The following is a 15765-nucleotide window of genomic DNA, read 5'->3' as shown; positions in this document are numbered from 1 at the left end:
CGAACACTCCTTTGTGTCAGGCCGGATCAGGCGGCGGTCCAGCCGCCGTCCATCGGAAGGGAAACCCCGGTCAGGTGGGCCGCGTGGTCCCCGCACAACCACCGCACGAGCTCGGCGACCTGCGCCGGATCGATCAGCTCCTTGAACGCGGCCCGGCGCAGCAGCACGTCCTCGACCACCTCGGACTCGGCGATCCCGTGCGCGGCGGCCTGATCGGCGATCTGCGCGCGCACCAGCGGTGTGTCGACGTATCCGGGGTTGACGCAGTTGCTCGTCACGCCATGCTCCGCACCTTCCAGTGCGACCACTTTGGACAGGCCTTCGAGCGCGTGCTTCGCGGTCACGTAACCGGCTTTGAACGGACTGGCGCGCAGCCCGTGCACGCTGGAGACGTGCACGACGCGCCCCCAACCCCGGCCGTACATGTGCGGCAAAGCGTTGCGCACCAACTGGAACGGGGCGGTCACCATCACCTGCTGCATGCGGGTGAAGGTGTCCAGCGGGAACTCCGGCAGCGCGGCGACGTGCTGAAAACCGGCGTTGTTGACCAGGACGTCGACCTCCGCGGGCAGCGCGTCCACCGCCGCCGGATCGACGAGGTCCGCCACGTGCGCCCGGCCACCGACCTCCTCGGCGACCTGCTCGGCGGAGGCCCGATCGAGGTCGACGACGTGCACCTCCGCACCGTCCGCCGCGAGCGCCCGGGCGCACGCCCGCCCGATCCCGCTGCCTGCACCGGTCACCAGGGCCACCCGCCCGCCCAGCGCCCCGACGTGCGCGTTGTCACTCATGCCGTAGGACGTTAAGCCGCATCCCACCGCTGGGATATGTGTTCCTCCCCCACAAGATCGCGCAGAACTGTGGCTCCACTCGCCACTCCCCGTCGTCCGCGCCGAAAATCAGCTGCTCTACGACGGGTAGGGCGGTTACCGTTCGCGACGTGGCCGAGCCAGAAGAGATCCGCACCCGGCGGCTAGTACTGCGCCGCCCCGAGCCCGCCGACGCCGAGGCATTCATCGCCCTGCACGGCACCCCGAGGCCTACCCCCACGACAGCAGGCTGCGACGATCCCCGGAGCAGGCACGCCAGCAGCTCGCCTGGTTCCGCGAGAAGTGGGACGAGAACGGCATCGGCAACTGGACGATCCGGCTCGCCACGTCCAGCGAGGTGATCGGCTTCGGCGGGATCCAGCTCTCGTCAGAAGACGGCGACCAGGTGTTCAACCTCTACTACCGGCTCTTCCCGGCCGCGTGGGGCCACGGCTACGCACCGGAGATGGCCGAGGCCGCGCTGAGCTGGGCGCGACGCCACCGATCGGACCTGCCAGTGGTGATCGTGACGGATGCCGACAACACGGCCTCGATCCGCGTCGCCGAGAAGCTCGGCTTCACGCTGCACCAACGGCGCGAACGCGACGGCCGCCCCGAGGTCGTGTTCCAACTGACGCACCCGCGCTGAGCCCGAAAACCAGCTGCTCGACAGCAGGTTGGGCGGCTACCGTTCGCAGCGTGGTCGAGCCCGAGGAAATCCGCACCCGGCGGCTGGTGCTGAGCCGCGTCCAGCCCGCCGACGCCGAAGCCTTCATCGCGGTGCACACCGCTCCGGAGGCCTACCCCTACGACGACTGGTCGCGCCGATCACCCGAGCAGGCCCGCGAACTGTTCGACCGCTTCCAGCAGAACTGGACCTCGGACGGCATCGGGTACTGGACGGTCCGCCGCACCGGATCCAGCGAGGTGCTCGGCTTCGGCGGTGTCCGGCACTCGTTGGAGGGCGACAAGCCGGTGCTGAACCTCGCCTACCGGTTCTGGCCGAGCGCGTGGGGTCACGGTTACGCGCCGGAGATGGCCGAGGCAGCAGTGTGCTGGGCGCACCAGCACCGCCCCGGCCGGCCTGTGGTGATCGTGACCGACACCGACAACGCCCCGTCGATCCGCGTCGCCGAGAAGCTCGGCTTCGCGCTGCACCAACGGCGCGAACGCGACGGCCGGCCGGAGGTGGTGTTCCGGCTGGTCAGGAGTTGACGATGGTGACCTGGCGGGTTTCCGACGGGCCGTCCCAGGTGCGCGGGAGCGGGGTCGGGACGTCCGGGGCGATCGTCCGCACGATGGCGTCCAGCGCTTCTTCCGCCTTGCCGACCCAGAGGTGCTTGGTGTCCGGGAAGCCGGTCACCTCGGCCTGCGGGATCGAGGCGAAGCGCTTGGTCGCTTCTTCGGGGCGCAGGTAGTCGTCGAACTCCGGGATCAGCGCGTGCACCGGCTTGCCCGATTCCGCCCAGGCGCTCAGGTTCTCCTCCGTGCTCCAGCGCAGCGGCGGGGAGATCAGCACCGCGCCCTCCACCAGCGGGTCCAGGCCGTGCACCAGGGTCAGGTCGGTGCCGAACGACCAGCCGACCAGCCACACGTTCGGCAGGTCGTGGAAATCGGCGAACTCCAGGGCCGCCGCCACGTCGAACCGCTCGGAGTTGCCGCTGTCGAAGCTGCCCTGGCTGCGCCCCGCTTCGCTGGCGGTGCCGCGCGTGTTGAACCGCAGCACCGCGAAGTCGGCGAGCGCGGGCAGGCGGAACGCCGCCTTGCGGAAGATGTGCGAGTCCATCATCCCGCCGTGGGTGGGCAGCGGGTGCAGGCAGATCATCGTGGCGCGCGGCTGCCCGGACTCCGGCAGCGCGAGCTCGCCGATCAGTTCCAGCCCGTCGGCGGTGTGCAGGGTGATCTGCTCCCGACGGGCGGGCAGCACGGTGTTGGCGCGGATCTCGGTGCTCATCGCCCCCGATCCTCGCACGAACGGGTGGCGGGCATGGTGTGACGTGCTACGACCCGCGTCCTCTAAGACCAACGCCGGGTCGGGCCGCGGCGGGTGCGCGCGTTCCAGCAGCCGTTGTGCCAGTGGCGTCGTTCCTCGACGCCGCCGTTCGCTGCGCTCGGCCACGCCACGACGTGTGCGACGCGTGGCTGGATCTCGTGGTCGCAGCCGGGGCACCGGTAGACCTTGGTGGCCTGCGCTGCGGGGACGGTGCGCACCATCCACTCGCCGTCGGGGCCGTGCTCGACGCGGGACGCGCCGAAAGCAGTGCCCATCGCGCGGTGGCTGGTGTCAGCTGTCGGGCGGCGCTGCTGGCGATTGCGTCGAGGCACCTGACAACGGTAACCGTCCGGCTACGGGGCGGGCGGTGGCAGGTGCGGCCAAGCCTTCCCCGCCAGACCGCGGGCGTACTCGCAGGCGTCGATGCCGGTCATGCCGGGCACGGCCACCACCAGCTGCGCGACCTCGACCTGCCCGTCGGGGCCGAACGGCAGGTTCCCGGTCTCGGCCGAGCACAGCGGCAGCTGCGGATCACCGCCGACGACGCTGACGACGGTGCGCCGCCCGGCGATCGTCTCCTCGGTGGCCGCACCGTGCAGCACCTTCGGCGGATCGCCGGCGGTGTTGCTGAGCTGCACGCGTGGCGAATCGGCGGACTGCTCGCCCCAGGAGCACTGGTGCCCGCTGGGGTTCGGTTGGCCTTGGGCCTCTTCCAGGCCCGGGATCTGCTGCACCTCGGCGGAGTCCAGCACCTGGCACGGATCGACCCGGGCCAGCGAGTTCGCCGGGAACTCCCGGTGTCCGACGCGGTGCTGCTCCAGCGCAGCGGCCGCGGTGTCCGCACCGGCCTCGGCGATGCCGCACAGCCCGGACGCCGGGTCGCCCACCAACAGGTCCGCGCTGACCCGCAGCGCCAGGTCGTCGGCGAACAGGATCTGCCTGCTGCAGTGGCCGGGCAGCGGCGCGTTCTGCACGATCCGCAGCGGACCGCGTGGCACGATCGGATCGCCCGGCTGGTCCGGCCCGCGGCCCAGCTCACCGACGGCGAGCTGGACCAGCGAACCGTTGGTCAGCTTCACGTGCAGCAGGCAGTAGTCCAGCGAAACCGTGCCCGCGTTCTCCGCCGAACCGAACTCCCGCAGCGCGGCGGGATCGGTCATCGTGCACGGGTCCACTGTGCGCAGATCACCGAGCATGGCCTGCGAGGTGCCGGAATCCTGCTGCGGCGCAGCGGGCGCCTGCGGCGATCCGCCCGGCGTGCATCCCGCCACCAACAACAGGAACAGCAGCAGCGGCAGGCCTCGGTGGCGGAGACACGGCGACATCAATCCACCCTAACCCGAGCGCCGAACCCGCTTTACTCGTCGAAGTTCCGCTTGGCCAGGTCGAGGATCCGCTCCACGGCTTGACCCGCGTCAGGACCGTTGGCGTGCAAGACGATTCGGTCGCCCTGACGAGCGCCCAAGCCCATCACGCCCAGGACGCTGGCCGCATCGGCTTCGTTGTCGCCGAGGGAGATCTTGACGCTGGCCTGCAGCCCCGCGAGGCTCCGCGCCAGCAGCGCCGCCGGACGCGCGTGCAGACCAACTTCGTTGGTCAGCTCCAGCTCCTCGCGGACTTCGTCCGCTGCGGGCGCCGCTCCCGGCTCCGCCAGATCGCCTGCGGCCGCCGCTTCCGCGGCGCGGCCTACGGCTGCCATCGGCTCGCCGCCCTGCGCGGCTACCGCCGCGGCGACTGCGCCTTCGACCAGTGGTGCGTCCACGACCAGCGCGGTGCTCGGGTCGCCGAGTGATTCCACCGCGAGTTCGGCGATCATCTGCGCGCTGCCCAGGTCGTAGAGCACCACCGCGCCCGCGCCGGTGTTGGCGTCGGACAGGGCCGCCGAGACCTTCTCAAAGTCCGTACCGATGTTGCCGTCCGGCAGTCCACCGGCGGCGATCACCCGGACGTCCGGCGCCATCTGCAGGGCGAGTTCCGCCACGCCTTCGGCCAGCCGGGTGCTGTGCGAGACGATGACCAGTCCGACGTTCATGAGCGAGCCCCCGCGGCTTCGGCGAATGCGGTCAACAGCAGTGCGGTCGAGCGCGCACCCGGGTCGACGTGCCCGGCGCTGCGCTCCCCGAGGTAGGACGCGCGGCCCTTGCGGGCCACCAGCGGTTCGGTGGCCTGCGCGCCCTGGTGAGCGGCATCAGCCGCCGCGGCCAACACCTTCGCCGGGCCTTCACCGGATTCCGCGGCGCTCTTGGCCGCTTCCACCGCCGGGATCAGCGCGTCGACCATCGTCTTGTCCTCGGCCACCGCCTTGCCGCGAGCGACCACGCCTTCCAGCCCCGCCTTGATCGCCTTCGCGACCGCCGCACCGTCCAGGTCGGTCTCATCGCCGACGGCGGCCGCAGCGCGCAGGAACGCCGTGCCGTACAGCGGGCCGGAAGCGCCGCCGACGGTGGAGATCAGGACGGTGGCGCACAACTTCAGCACCGCGCCGGGCGTTTCCGGCGCGGCGGTGTCCACCTTGGCCACGACCGCGCGGAAACCGCGGTCCATGTTCTCCCCGTGGTCGGCGTCGCCGATCGCGCGGTCCAGTTCGATCAGTTCATCCCGGTGCTCAGCGACCGTGGCCGCCCCTGCCCGCAGCACCGCGATCACGTCCTGTGCAGTGCAACCCATCCGGCGTTCTCCCTCACCAGTGCAGCGCGGCGGTGTGCACCGGCGCGTCCCAGAGCTCGGTGAGCTCATCGTCCAGCTTCAGCAGGGTCAAGCTCATGCCCTGCATCTCCAGGCTCGTGATGTACGGACCGACCAGGCGCCGGTGCACGCGGATGCCGCGCTCGGCCAGCAGCCGCTCGGCGATGCCGTGCGCCAGGTAGAGCTCCAGCAGCGGGGTGCCGCCCATCGAGTTGGTGAACAGCAGCACCTCGTCGCCGGACTCGAACGGCAGGTCCTCCAGGATCGGCTCCAGCAGCTGCCGCACGACGTCGTCCGCCGAGGTCAGCGGCACCCGAGCCCGGCCGGGCTCGCCGTGGATGCCGATGCCGATCTCCATCTCGTCGTCGGGGAGGTCGAAGCTGGGCTGCCCGGCGTGCGGCACGGTCGGCGCGGTCAGGGCCATGCCCATCGAGCGCACCTGCGCCACGACCCGCTTCGCCAGCTCCTCGCAGCGGTCCAGGTCAGCGCCCTGCTCAGCCGCCGCGCCGACGATCTTCTCCAGCAGCACCGTGCCGCCGACACCGCGTCGACCCGCAGTGTGGGTGGAGTCCTTCACCGCGACGTCGTCGTCCACGATCACGCTGCGCACGTCGACGCCGTCCAGCCCGGCCAGCTCGGCGGCGGTCTCGAAGTTGAGCACGTCACCGGTGTAGTTCTTGACCACCAGCAGCACGCCCGCGCCGCCGTTGGTCTCGTCGATCGCGGCCTGCACCGCGTCCGGGGTCGGCGAGGTGAACACCGCGCCCGGCACCGCCGCGGACAACATCCCGGCGCCCACGAAACCGCCGTGCAGCGGCTCGTGCCCGGAACCACCGCCGGACACCACCGCGACCTTGCCCGACACCGGCGCGTCCGCGCGCACCACCACCGCCGGATCGGTGCGGACCCGCAGCAGGTCCGGGTGCGCCGCGGCCATGCCCTGCAGCGACTGCGCGACCACCGCTGCCGGATCGTTGATGATCTTCTTCACCCGCTGGCCTCCTTGCCTGCGCCACTATCCGCATGCGCCGTGTGCTTCTCGCCCGGGCGTGCCCGCCCGCACCCCTGCGCCCGGCCGGGGGTGCGAGAGCTAGAGAACCTTCCTGCCCCCCCGCGCAAGCCTGACGGAAGAAGCAGCGCAAGCCCAGCGGAAACGGCGAGTCGATCAGCGCCCGCGAACCAACTTGATCAGCCGCACCAAGCGCCGGACGGTGCCCTTCGACCGACCGAAGTTCATCGGGTTCAGCGGGATCTTGTACCGGAGGCGGGTGACCGACTGCGGGCGGGTGAACTCGCGCAGGCCGTCGGCACCGTGGATCCGGCCGAACCCGGAGTCGCCGACCCCGCCGAACGGCAGCGAGGGCACGCTGGCGAAGGCGACGACCGAGTTCACCGAGACCATGCCACTGCGCAGCCGCCGCGCCAACTCCGCTCCCCGGGCACGGGAGAACACCGACGCGCCCAGGCCGTAGCGGGTGCTGTTGGTGCGGGTCACGGCCTCGTCGACGTCGCGAACCCGCTGGACGACGATGGTCGGTCCGAAGGTCTCCTCGTTGGCAGCGAGGGCGTCGTCCGGCACGTCGGTGAGCACCACCGGCTCCACGAACGGCGGGCGAACCGAGTGCTCGCCGCCGACCAGCGCCCGGCCGCCACGCTCCAGCGCGTCGTCGATGTGCCGGCGGATGATGTCCACCTGCGAAGGCATCGTGATCGGCCCGAAGTTCGCGCCCGGCTCACCGCCCGGTCGCAGCTTCTCGGCGCGCTCGGCGATCATGTCCGTGAAGCGGTCGGCGACCGCGTCCACCACGAAAACCCGCTCCACGCCGATGCAGGTCTGACCGGCGTTGGACATCGCGCCCCACACCGCGGCGTCAGCGGCCGCGGCCAGGTCCGCGTCGGCGTCCACGATCAGCGCGTCCTTGCCACCGCACTCGACCAGCACCGGGACCAGGTTCTCGGCGCAGGAAGCCATCACGCGCTTGCCGGTGGCGGTGGAACCGGTGAAGGCGACCTTGTTCACCCCGGACGCGCACAACGCCGCGCCGGTCTCGCCGAAACCCGTCACCAGCCGGAACACCGGGTGCTCCGGGACCGCCTCGGCGAAGCTGTCAGCCAGCCACTGCCCGACGCCGGGGGTGAGCTCGCTGGGCTTGAACACCACCGCGTTGCCCGCGGACAGCGCGTAGGCGATGGAGCCCATCGGCGTGAACGCCGGGTAGTTCCACGGCCCGATCACGCCGATCACGCCGAACGGCAGGTACTCGACGGTGGCGGTCTGGTTGGCCATCAGCACGCCCGAGGAGACCTTGCGGCGTTTCAACACCTTCTCGGCGTTGCTCGCCGCCCAGTGCAGGTGGTCGATCACCAGGACCAGTTCGATCCGGGCGTCGTCGAGCGGTTTGCCGGTCTCCGCGCAGATCACCCCGGCCAGCTCGTCCACCCGCTTGGCCAGCACCTTGCGCCACTTGTCGAGGTGCTGCTTGCGGCCGGAGAAACCGAGTTCGCCCCAGGCCTCCTGCGCCTCGCGGGCTGCCGCGACGCTGGCGTCGACCTCGGCCGCTGAATGGATCGGATGGCACCCCACGACCTCGCCGGTGCGGGGGTCGATCGATTCGAACGTCGGGGACTCCGCGCTGGTCGCGGACGGAATCTCGACGTCGCCTCGGGCGGTCTGGGTCATGGCCGGCCTCCCACCTTTACATCGGTCGTTGTCATCGTGAAGCCTACGGAATTCAGGAGCCGACCGGGACCGTCAAGCCCCGGGCAACTTCGACCGCACCTGTCGGGCCAGATCCCCCGCGCTGACGCAGGGATCCAGCGCAACCTTGTCCGGGTTCGAGATCTCGACCTGCACGAACTCGCTGCCGGCCGCGGCCTTGCGGTGCTCCCACTCGATCACGCAGGCCGGCGGGTCGACGCGGACCTCCACGGCAGTCGGGGCGCCCAGGTCCAGCGGCGGAGGCGGCGGCGTGCCCGGCGGCACGTTGTTCTCCCGCATGCTGCCGAGCCCGAAGTTCACCTGCGCCACGACGCTGTTGTCGCCGAACCACTTGCAGTCGTACAGACCGCGACTGCCGCTGTTGTCCGGGGTGGCGCCCGCCATGGCGCGGCGGAGCACCTCGGGGTCGGCGACCTCGCAAGGGTCGAAACCGGCCAGACCGCCCGAAGTCCGCGCGTTCACCGGCGGCTTGGTCCGCACCACGTCGATCACGTCGGTCAGCATCTGCACCGCCGACGAGCAGGGGTCGTTCTGCTCACTGGAGAGCTGGATCCCCACGCCGCGGGCGGTTTCGAACAGCTTCAGGTCGGCACCTGCGTAGGCCGCGCTGACGAAGCAGGTTCCCGTGCCATTGTCGCTCATCTCGGCGGGCAGCCCGCCGATCTGGTGCTTGCTCGGCTCCTGCACCGCGTAGTCGAAGTACAGCGTCGCGCCGAAGTTCCTGCCGTTGTGGTCTTTCATGTAGTTCGAGCAGGTCCCGAACCCGTTCGTGGTGAACTCCGGCGCGGGCGTGCCGTACTTCTCCAGACCAGCGGCCCGCAGCGTCTCGCACACGTCGATCCCGCGCAGCCGCTCCGGCGCGAACGCCGGATCCAGCATCTCCCCCGGTTTGTCCACCCGGAGATCGGGCACCTCGACGGTTCGCCGCTCGGAAACGGTCGGCTCGACCCCGGGGGCGGCGCAGCCGGCCACGGCCAGCGCGCTGAGCAGGGTGACGATCAGGGGCACGGGACGGAACACGCCGCTCACATTAGCGAGCGGCCCGCGCCTCCGAGACGGGAACCGGTTGTTCTGCCGCAACGACAACGGCGCCCGCACCGAGAAGTGCGGACGCCGTCGGCATGAGTTCGAAGACGGATTTACTGCTCGCCGGCCTCGTCCGGGACTGCGATCGGGCGCAGCCGCGCCCAGGCGATGAAGACCGCCGCGAAGACGAGCATGCCGACGCCCGCCCAGAGGTTGATGTTCACGCCCGCCGACTTGTCGATCTCGGAGTGCGGCTGCACCACACCGACGACGGTGATCACTGCGCCGTAGATGGCGAACAGCAGCGCGATGATGGTGCGGATGTCGAAGGCACCCGCGGAGTGGCCGGAACCTCGTCCTGGCATGGGAAGACCTCCTCGGTCAGGCGAAGATGATGTTGAGGGCGATGACCAGGATCAGCGCGATACCGGCCAGCAGACCCGGACGGCGGTACCACCCGGAGTCCTCGCCGCTGGTGGCCGCCTGGCGGCTCGACCGCGGCGTCAGCGAGTACACCAGCCCGGCCAGCTCGGCCTCCGGCTTCGGCTTGGTCACCAACGACACCACGACGCTGACGATGATGTCGACCACGAACGCCACACCGGCGCCCACGAAGCTAGCGCCCTGCCCCGGCAGGTCCAGCACGCCGGTCTGCGACATCGTGAACACCGCCACCGCGGACACCGTGCCCAGCACCAGACCGGCCCAACCGGCGTGCGGGGTCATCCGCTTCCAGAACATGCCCAGGATGAACGTGGCGAACAGCGGCGCGTTGAAGAACGAGAACAGCTGCTGCAGGTAGTCCATCAGGTTCGAGTAACCCGAGGCGATGAACGCCGTGCCCACTGCCGCCAGCGTCGCACCGACGGTCACCCAGCGGCCCATGTTCAGGTAGTAGTGGTCCGCCCGGTCCCGCACCACGTAGGTCTGCCAGATGTCATAGGTGAACACCGTGTTGAACGACGACAGGTTCGCCGCCATGCCCGCCATGAACGACGCCAGCAAACCGGCAAGCGCGATGCCCAGGATTCCGTTGGGCAGCAGATCCCGCATCAGCAGCAGGATCGCGTCGTTGTAGCTGAACGGAGCGCCTTCCGGAGCACCGGCCGCCTTGTAGGCGCCCAGTTCCGGGATCACGACTGCGGCGATCATGCCCGGAATGATCACGATGAACGGGATGAACATCTTCGGGAACGCACCGATGATCGGCGTGCGCTGCGCCGCCGACATGCTCTTCGAGGCCATCGCCCGCTGCACCTCGACGAAGTTCGTCGTCCAGTAGCCGAACGAGAGCACGAATCCCAGACCGAACACCAGCCCGACCACGCTCCACACCGGGTTGGAGAAGCCGGTCAGCTCGGTGCCCGGCCAGGCCGAGAGCTGTCCCGCACCGCCCGGACCAGCGCTGACCTTGTCGATCAGGCCCTGAACGCCGCCGACCTTGACCAGGCCCACGATCGTCAGCGGCAACAGCGCCGCCACGATCACGAAGAACTGCAGCACCTCGTTGTAGATCGCCGCCGACAAACCGCCGAGCGCCGTGTACGACAGCACGATCGCCGCCGCGATCAACACCGAAACCCACAACGGCCAACCCAACAACGCATTCACGATGCTGGCCAACAGGTACAGGTTCACACCGGCGATCAGAACCTGCGCGACCGCGAAAGAAATACCATTCACCAAATGCGCGGAACGACCAAAACGCCGCAGCATGAACTCGGGAACGCTGCGCACCTTCGAGCCGTAGTAGAACGGCATCATCACCACGCCCAAAAAGAGCATGGCGGGCACCGCACCGACCCAGAAATAATGCATAGTCGGCATTCCGTATTGAGCACCATTGGCCGACATGCCGATGATCTCAATAGCGCCCAGGTTCGCCGAGATGAACGCCAACCCGGTCACCCATGCCGGCAACGCCCGACCCGACAGGAAGAAATCCAGACTCGTCGATACCGCGCGCCGAGCCAAATACCCGATACCCAGCACGAACACGAAGTACAGCGCCAACAACAAGTAATCGACGGCATTCGCATCCAGCAACCGCCCCTGGGCTAGCAGCACCGGCACCCCACCTCCAGACCCAACAAAGTCCAACGACAACCACCACTCGGCAACCGCAGCCGGACAGTACCGCACAGTGCACCAGCTCACACCGACCCGATATCAATTCGTTGGATCCCGCAACTGAATCGATCACCGGCTCCGAGAAGCGGGGCCAAGCGAGTGATATGCGAAGCGCAACCAACCTGCGACGGATTGTGACCGGTACCGTCACATCAGGCACACGCGCAGCGGTCCAGGGGGAGGTGCCGTGAACGCCCGAATCGACTTGGCCATCATCGCCGGACTCGCCGAGGCCCCGATCGACTCCGCCGGAAAAGCCAGCGCCGGACAAGACCGATCAACGGCATTCCTGCGACACCTCGCCGACCTCATCGCGCCATGGTCCGCACTGCACCTGAACACCTGCCACCCCGGCGGCGAACCAGACGGCACCTGACCGCGGCACGACCAAGACCGCCGGACGGGAAAAGAAGAACCTCCCGGCACCGATGGCCAGGAGGTTTCCCGTCTCACTCGAAGATCAGAACAGCCGGTACTCGTCCGGCTCGATGCCGCGCAGCTTCTCGTAGTCCAGGACCACGCAGCGGATGCCGCGGTCCTCAGCCAACGTGCGGGCCTGCGGCTTGATCTGTTGCGCCGCGAAGATGCCGGTCACCGGGGACAGCAGCGGGTCGCGGTTGAGCAGCTCCAGGTAGCGGGTCAGCTGCTCGACGCCGTCGATCTCGCCGCGCCGCTTGATCTCCACCGCCACGCTCGCGCCGTTGGCGTCCCGGCACATCAGGTCCACCGGGCCGATCGCGGTCGGGTACTCGCGGCGCACCAGGGACCACCCCTCGCCCAGCGTCGTCACGTGCTCGGCCAGCAGCTCCTGGAGGTGCGCCTCGACGCCGTCCTTGACCAGGCCCGGCTCGACGCCCAGCTCGTGCTTGGAATCGTGCAGCACCTCTTCGACGGTGATCACCAGCTTCTCGCCGGCCTTGTTCTGCACCGTCCACACGCCCGGGTCCTCGATCAGCCAGCACGGCGGGCTCATCCAGTTCAACGGCTTGTAAGCCCGGTCGTCGGAGTGCACCGAAACCGAACCGTCGGACTTCACCAGCAGCAAGCGCTGCGCCATGGGCAGATGCGCGGTGAGTCGGCCGATGTAGTCCACCTGGCAGCGAGCAATGACGAGTCGCACCCGGCACAGCGTACGGGCGCCGATCGAGAAGCCGCGCACCCCCGTGTCCCCGGCGGGTTGAGCCAGGTCGGACCTCGATGTTCTCGCTGGGCGAGATAACGTTATCGCTCGTGTCATTCGCCCGAACCCTGATGCGCGTCAAACCCGCTGAGCAACTCGCCGACGAGGGCTCGCACACCCAGCTGCGCCGCACCCTCGGTCTGATTCCCCTGGTGGCGCTCTCGGTCGGCGCGACGCTCGGGACCGGGATCTTCGTGGTGCTGGCCGAAGCCGCCCCGGCCGCCGGGCCCGCGGTGGTCGTGTCCTTCGTGCTGGCCGGCTTGGCCGCGCTGTGCTCGGCCCTGGCCTACGCCGAACTCGCCGGCAGCGTCCCGGTGTCCGGTTCCGCCTACTCCTACACCTACGCCACGCTCGGCGAACTCGTCGCCTGGATCTGCGGGTGGTGCCTGCTGCTGGAGTACGGCGTGTCGGTCGCGGCGGTCGCCGTCGGCTGGGGCGGCTACCTGAACGAATTCCTGCAGGGCACCGTCGGCGTCACCATCCCGGACATGCTGTCCGCACCACCCGGCGAAGGCGGCATGATCAACATCCCTGCCGCGCTGATCGTGCTGCTGGCCATGTCCGTGCTGCTGCGCGGCGTGCGGGAGAGCGCGCGGGTCACCACCATCACCACGCTGCTCAAGATCGCGGTGCTGGTGTTCTTCGTCGCGGTGGCCATCACCGCGTTCAACTCGGACAACATGACGCCGTTCGCCCCGTCCGGCTTCACCGGCATCTCGGTGGGCGCCTCGGCCGTCTTCTTCTCCTTCATCGGTTTCGACGCGGCCTCCACCGCAGGTGAGGAAGCCCGCAACCCGAAGCGGGACCTGCCGCGCGCGATCATCCTGTCGCTGGCCATCGTCACCGCGATCTACGTGCTGGTCGCCTTCGCCGCGGTGGGCGCGGTCGGCGTCGACGTGCTGTCCAACTCCGACGCCTCGCTGGCCACCGCCCTGCGCATCGTGACCGGGCAGGACTGGGCGTCGGTGGTGCTCGCGTTCGGCGCGGTGGTCGCCATCGCCTCGGTGGTCCTGACCGTGCTGTACGGCCAGACCCGGATCCTGGTCTCGATGTCCCGAGACGGCCTTATGCCGGGCATGCTGTCGCGGGTCAACAAGCGCGCGGTGCCGGCGCGCAACACGCTCCTGGTCGGCGTCGTGGTGGCGCTGCTGGCCGCGGTCGTGCCGCTCAACCAGCTCGCCGAGGCGACCAGCATCGGCACCCTGGTCGCGTTCAGCCTGGTCAACATCGGTGTCCTGGTCCTGCGCCGGACCCGGCCGGAGCTGCCGCGCAGTTTCCGGACACCGCTGATGCCGTGGATCCCGCTGCTGGGCCTGGGGCTGTGCGTGTACCTGATCTTCGGCCTGGACAGCGTCACCTGGCTGACCTTCGGGGTGTGGACGGCGATCGGGCTGGCGGTGTACTTCGGGTACGGGCGTCGGAAGTCCAAGCTGAACGGCGCGAGCAGCTGAGAGCAGTGCACGGGGACCTTCTGACCTGGGTGGTCGGGAGGTCCCCGTTTCTATTCGCAGCGCAGCCAGACCGCGGTGTCAGCGGGGAGGCCGTCGTCGAGTGGGGAACTGGCCAGCAGGACCGAACCGGTCGGAAGCGGCGTGGCGGTGCTGCCGGTGTTCACCAGGACCAGGACCTCGCCTCGCCGGAAGGCCAGGACGTCACCGACGTTTCGGTCGTCATCCCAGCTGAACGACACGTCGCTGCTGAACTCCCGGCGTAGTCGCAGCGCTGAGCGGTAGAGCTCCAGCATCGAGTTGGGGTCTCCGCGTTGCGCTTCGACCGAGTAGTCGCCCCAGTCGCGGGGTTGCGGCAGCCACGGCCGGGGGCCGCCGAAGCCGAACGACGCTCCTCCCCTGGTCCAAGGCAGCGGAACTCGGCAGCCGTCGCGTCCCTTGTCCTTGCCACTGCGCTTCGGATCCTTCAGCGCTCGCTCCGGCAGGTCCGCGACCTCCGGCAGGCCCAGCTCCTCGCCCTGGTACAGGTAGGCGGATCCGGGTAGCGCCAGCACGAGCATGATCGCCGCTCTTGCCCGGCGAGTGCCGAGCTCCAGGTCAGCGGGTGGGTTGGTGCCGTTCGTCGTCAGCCACACGCGCGGGTCGACGTCGCGGGGTAGGCCGAGGACAGACACCTGGCGCACCACGTCGTGGTTGTTCAGAGCCCATGTCGCCGTCCGTCCCACCGAGTTCGCCGCCGCGATCGACTCCGTGACGACCCGGCGGTAGTCCGCGGCTCGCCAGCGCACTCGCAGGAACTCGAAGTTGAACGCCTGCTGGAGCTCGCCCGGGCGGATGTAGCGGACACGGCGGTCGCCTTGGACCCACGCCTCGGCCACTCCGATCAGCGGTGGGTCGAACTCGTGGAAGATCTGGTTCCACTCTCGGTAGATCTCGTGGACCTCGGGGCGGTCCAGGAACGGGTGGTCCGGGTTGGCCGCGAAGTCGTCGAGTCCCGCGCTGCCCTCGCCGCCCACCACGTCTCGGAGGGGTTCTCGCAGGTCCTTGACCAAGGCTGCGGCTACGTCGATGCGGAATCCGTCCACGCCTCGGTCGCCCCAGAAGCGGAGGGTGTCGGCGAACTCCTCGCGGACTCGGGGGTCGTGCCAGTTCAGGTCCGGTTGTTCCGGGGCGAACAAGTGCAGGTACCACTGGCCGTCGGGGGTCTGGGTCCAGGCCGGGCCGCCGAAGCGGGACTCCCAGTTGCTCGGTGGGGTTCTGCCGTCTTTGAAGACGTAGCGATTGCGCTCCGGGGACCCTGGGGCGGCTGCTAGTGCTTGGCGGAACCAATCGTGCTGGTTCGAGGTGTGGTTCGGGACCACGTCGAGGAGGACTCGGAGGCCTCTGGCGTGGGCTTCGCCGAGCATTCGGTCGAAGTCGGCGAGGGTGCCGAGGGTTGGGTCTACTTCGCGGTGGTTGGTTATGTCGTAGCCCGCGTCTATCCACGGGGATCGGTAGCACGGGGTTAGCCAGAGGGCGTCTACGCCCAGGTCGGTGAGGTGGTCCAGTTTGGACGCCAGGCCTGGGAGGTCACCTATTCCGTCTTCGTTGGCGTCGGCGAAGCTGCGTGGGAGGACCTGGTAGACGACCGCGTTTCGCCACCAGGGTGTTGGCACTGGGCTGACTCCTCGCCTTGGATTGCCTGTTCGGCCTGGGTTGGGGTTTTCGGCTTTGGGACGGCTGTTCGGCTGGGCTCGTGGTTGGGACTGTTGGAAGTTCCGTCGTCCTTGGCCATC

General features: G+C 69.2%; 17 protein-coding genes. 4 read left to right on the top strand and 13 right to left on the bottom strand.

What is annotated here, in order from left to right; translation table 11 throughout:
* Window positions 1–26: 26 nt before the first annotated feature.
* A complete protein-coding gene (locus ACWCO2_RS10200) occupies window positions 27–791 on the bottom strand; it encodes a 3-hydroxybutyrate dehydrogenase (protein WP_450127395.1) in 765 nt (254 codons plus the stop codon).
* A 220-nt stretch (window positions 792–1011) separates the two neighbouring features.
* Between ACWCO2_RS10200 and ACWCO2_RS10195 the strand changes: the two genes are divergently transcribed.
* Both ACWCO2_RS10195 and ACWCO2_RS10190 read left to right on the top strand, forming a co-directional pair.
* Window positions 1012–1458, top strand: coding sequence for a GNAT family N-acetyltransferase (locus tag ACWCO2_RS10195; protein WP_450127430.1), 447 nt, complete (start codon window positions 1012–1014; stop codon window positions 1456–1458).
* 50 nt (window positions 1459–1508) lie between these two features.
* Complete coding sequence (locus ACWCO2_RS10190; RefSeq protein WP_450127394.1) at window positions 1509–2024, top strand: GNAT family N-acetyltransferase; 516 nt, start codon at window positions 1509–1511, stop codon at window positions 2022–2024.
* On the opposite strand, the gene ACWCO2_RS10185 is transcribed toward ACWCO2_RS10190, so the two are convergent.
* From ACWCO2_RS10185 to ACWCO2_RS10140, 10 genes are all read right to left on the bottom strand, one after another.
* The gene (locus tag ACWCO2_RS10185; RefSeq protein ID WP_450127393.1) at window positions 2014–2763 is read right to left on the bottom strand and encodes an alpha/beta hydrolase; all 750 of its coding nucleotides are present in this window, start codon (window positions 2761–2763) and stop codon (window positions 2014–2016) included. The two genes, ACWCO2_RS10190 and ACWCO2_RS10185, sit on opposite strands and share 11 nt — an antisense overlap.
* Window positions 2764–2825: 62 nt before the next feature.
* Window positions 2826–3134: a hypothetical protein gene (locus ACWCO2_RS10180; protein ID WP_450127392.1), complete on the bottom strand. Its 309-nt coding sequence runs from the start codon at window positions 3132–3134 to the stop codon at window positions 2826–2828.
* Between the two features lie 21 nt (window positions 3135–3155).
* On the bottom strand, window positions 3156–4127 hold the full coding sequence (locus ACWCO2_RS10175) for a DUF3558 family protein (RefSeq protein WP_450127391.1): 972 nt from the start codon (window positions 4125–4127) through the stop codon (window positions 3156–3158).
* A 32-nt stretch (window positions 4128–4159) separates the two neighbouring features.
* Complete coding sequence (dhaM, locus tag ACWCO2_RS10170; RefSeq protein ID WP_450127390.1) at window positions 4160–4834, bottom strand: dihydroxyacetone kinase phosphoryl donor subunit DhaM; 675 nt, start codon at window positions 4832–4834, stop codon at window positions 4160–4162.
* A complete protein-coding gene (gene dhaL / locus ACWCO2_RS10165; protein ID WP_450127389.1) occupies window positions 4831–5469 on the bottom strand; it encodes a dihydroxyacetone kinase subunit DhaL in 639 nt (212 codons plus the stop codon). The genes dhaM and dhaL overlap by 4 nt, the downstream gene beginning before the upstream one ends.
* 13 nt (window positions 5470–5482) lie before the next feature.
* The gene (gene dhaK, locus ACWCO2_RS10160) at window positions 5483–6478 is read right to left on the bottom strand and encodes a dihydroxyacetone kinase subunit DhaK (RefSeq protein ID WP_450127388.1); all 996 of its coding nucleotides are present in this window, start codon (window positions 6476–6478) and stop codon (window positions 5483–5485) included.
* Between the two features lie 174 nt (window positions 6479–6652).
* A complete protein-coding gene (locus ACWCO2_RS10155) occupies window positions 6653–8167 on the bottom strand; it encodes an aldehyde dehydrogenase family protein (protein WP_450127387.1) in 1515 nt (504 codons plus the stop codon).
* 72 nt (window positions 8168–8239) lie between these two features.
* The gene (locus tag ACWCO2_RS10150) at window positions 8240–9226 is read right to left on the bottom strand and encodes a hypothetical protein (RefSeq protein WP_450127386.1); all 987 of its coding nucleotides are present in this window, start codon (window positions 9224–9226) and stop codon (window positions 8240–8242) included.
* 119 nt (window positions 9227–9345) lie between these two features.
* Complete coding sequence (locus ACWCO2_RS10145; RefSeq protein WP_450127385.1) at window positions 9346–9597, bottom strand: hypothetical protein; 252 nt, start codon at window positions 9595–9597, stop codon at window positions 9346–9348.
* Window positions 9598–9613: 16 nt separating this feature from the next.
* Complete coding sequence (locus ACWCO2_RS10140; protein WP_450127384.1) at window positions 9614–11305, bottom strand: sodium:solute symporter family protein; 1692 nt, start codon at window positions 11303–11305, stop codon at window positions 9614–9616.
* Between the two features lie 244 nt (window positions 11306–11549).
* Here ACWCO2_RS10140 and ACWCO2_RS10135 point away from each other — a divergent pair, with 244 nt between their 5' ends.
* On the top strand, window positions 11550–11738 hold the full coding sequence (locus ACWCO2_RS10135) for a hypothetical protein (RefSeq protein WP_450127383.1): 189 nt from the start codon (window positions 11550–11552) through the stop codon (window positions 11736–11738).
* Window positions 11739–11822: 84 nt separating this feature from the next.
* On the opposite strand, the gene nucS is transcribed toward ACWCO2_RS10135, so the two are convergent.
* Entirely contained in the window at window positions 11823–12482 is a 660-nt protein-coding gene (gene nucS, locus ACWCO2_RS10130; protein WP_270950724.1) for an endonuclease NucS, read from the bottom strand.
* 110 nt (window positions 12483–12592) lie between these two features.
* Here nucS and ACWCO2_RS10125 point away from each other — a divergent pair, with 110 nt between their 5' ends.
* A complete protein-coding gene (locus ACWCO2_RS10125) occupies window positions 12593–13993 on the top strand; it encodes an amino acid permease (protein WP_450127382.1) in 1401 nt (466 codons plus the stop codon).
* Window positions 13994–14043: 50 nt separating this feature from the next.
* Here the strand turns inward: ACWCO2_RS10125 and ACWCO2_RS10120 are convergent, their stop codons facing one another.
* Entirely contained in the window at window positions 14044–15645 is a 1602-nt protein-coding gene (locus tag ACWCO2_RS10120) for a glycoside hydrolase family 13 protein (protein WP_450127381.1), read from the bottom strand.
* Between the last annotated feature and the right edge of the window lie 120 nt (window positions 15646–15765).

This window comes from Saccharopolyspora sp. NPDC002376, from assembly GCF_053593195.1.
This window is presented reverse-complemented; position numbering and strand designations above follow the sequence as displayed.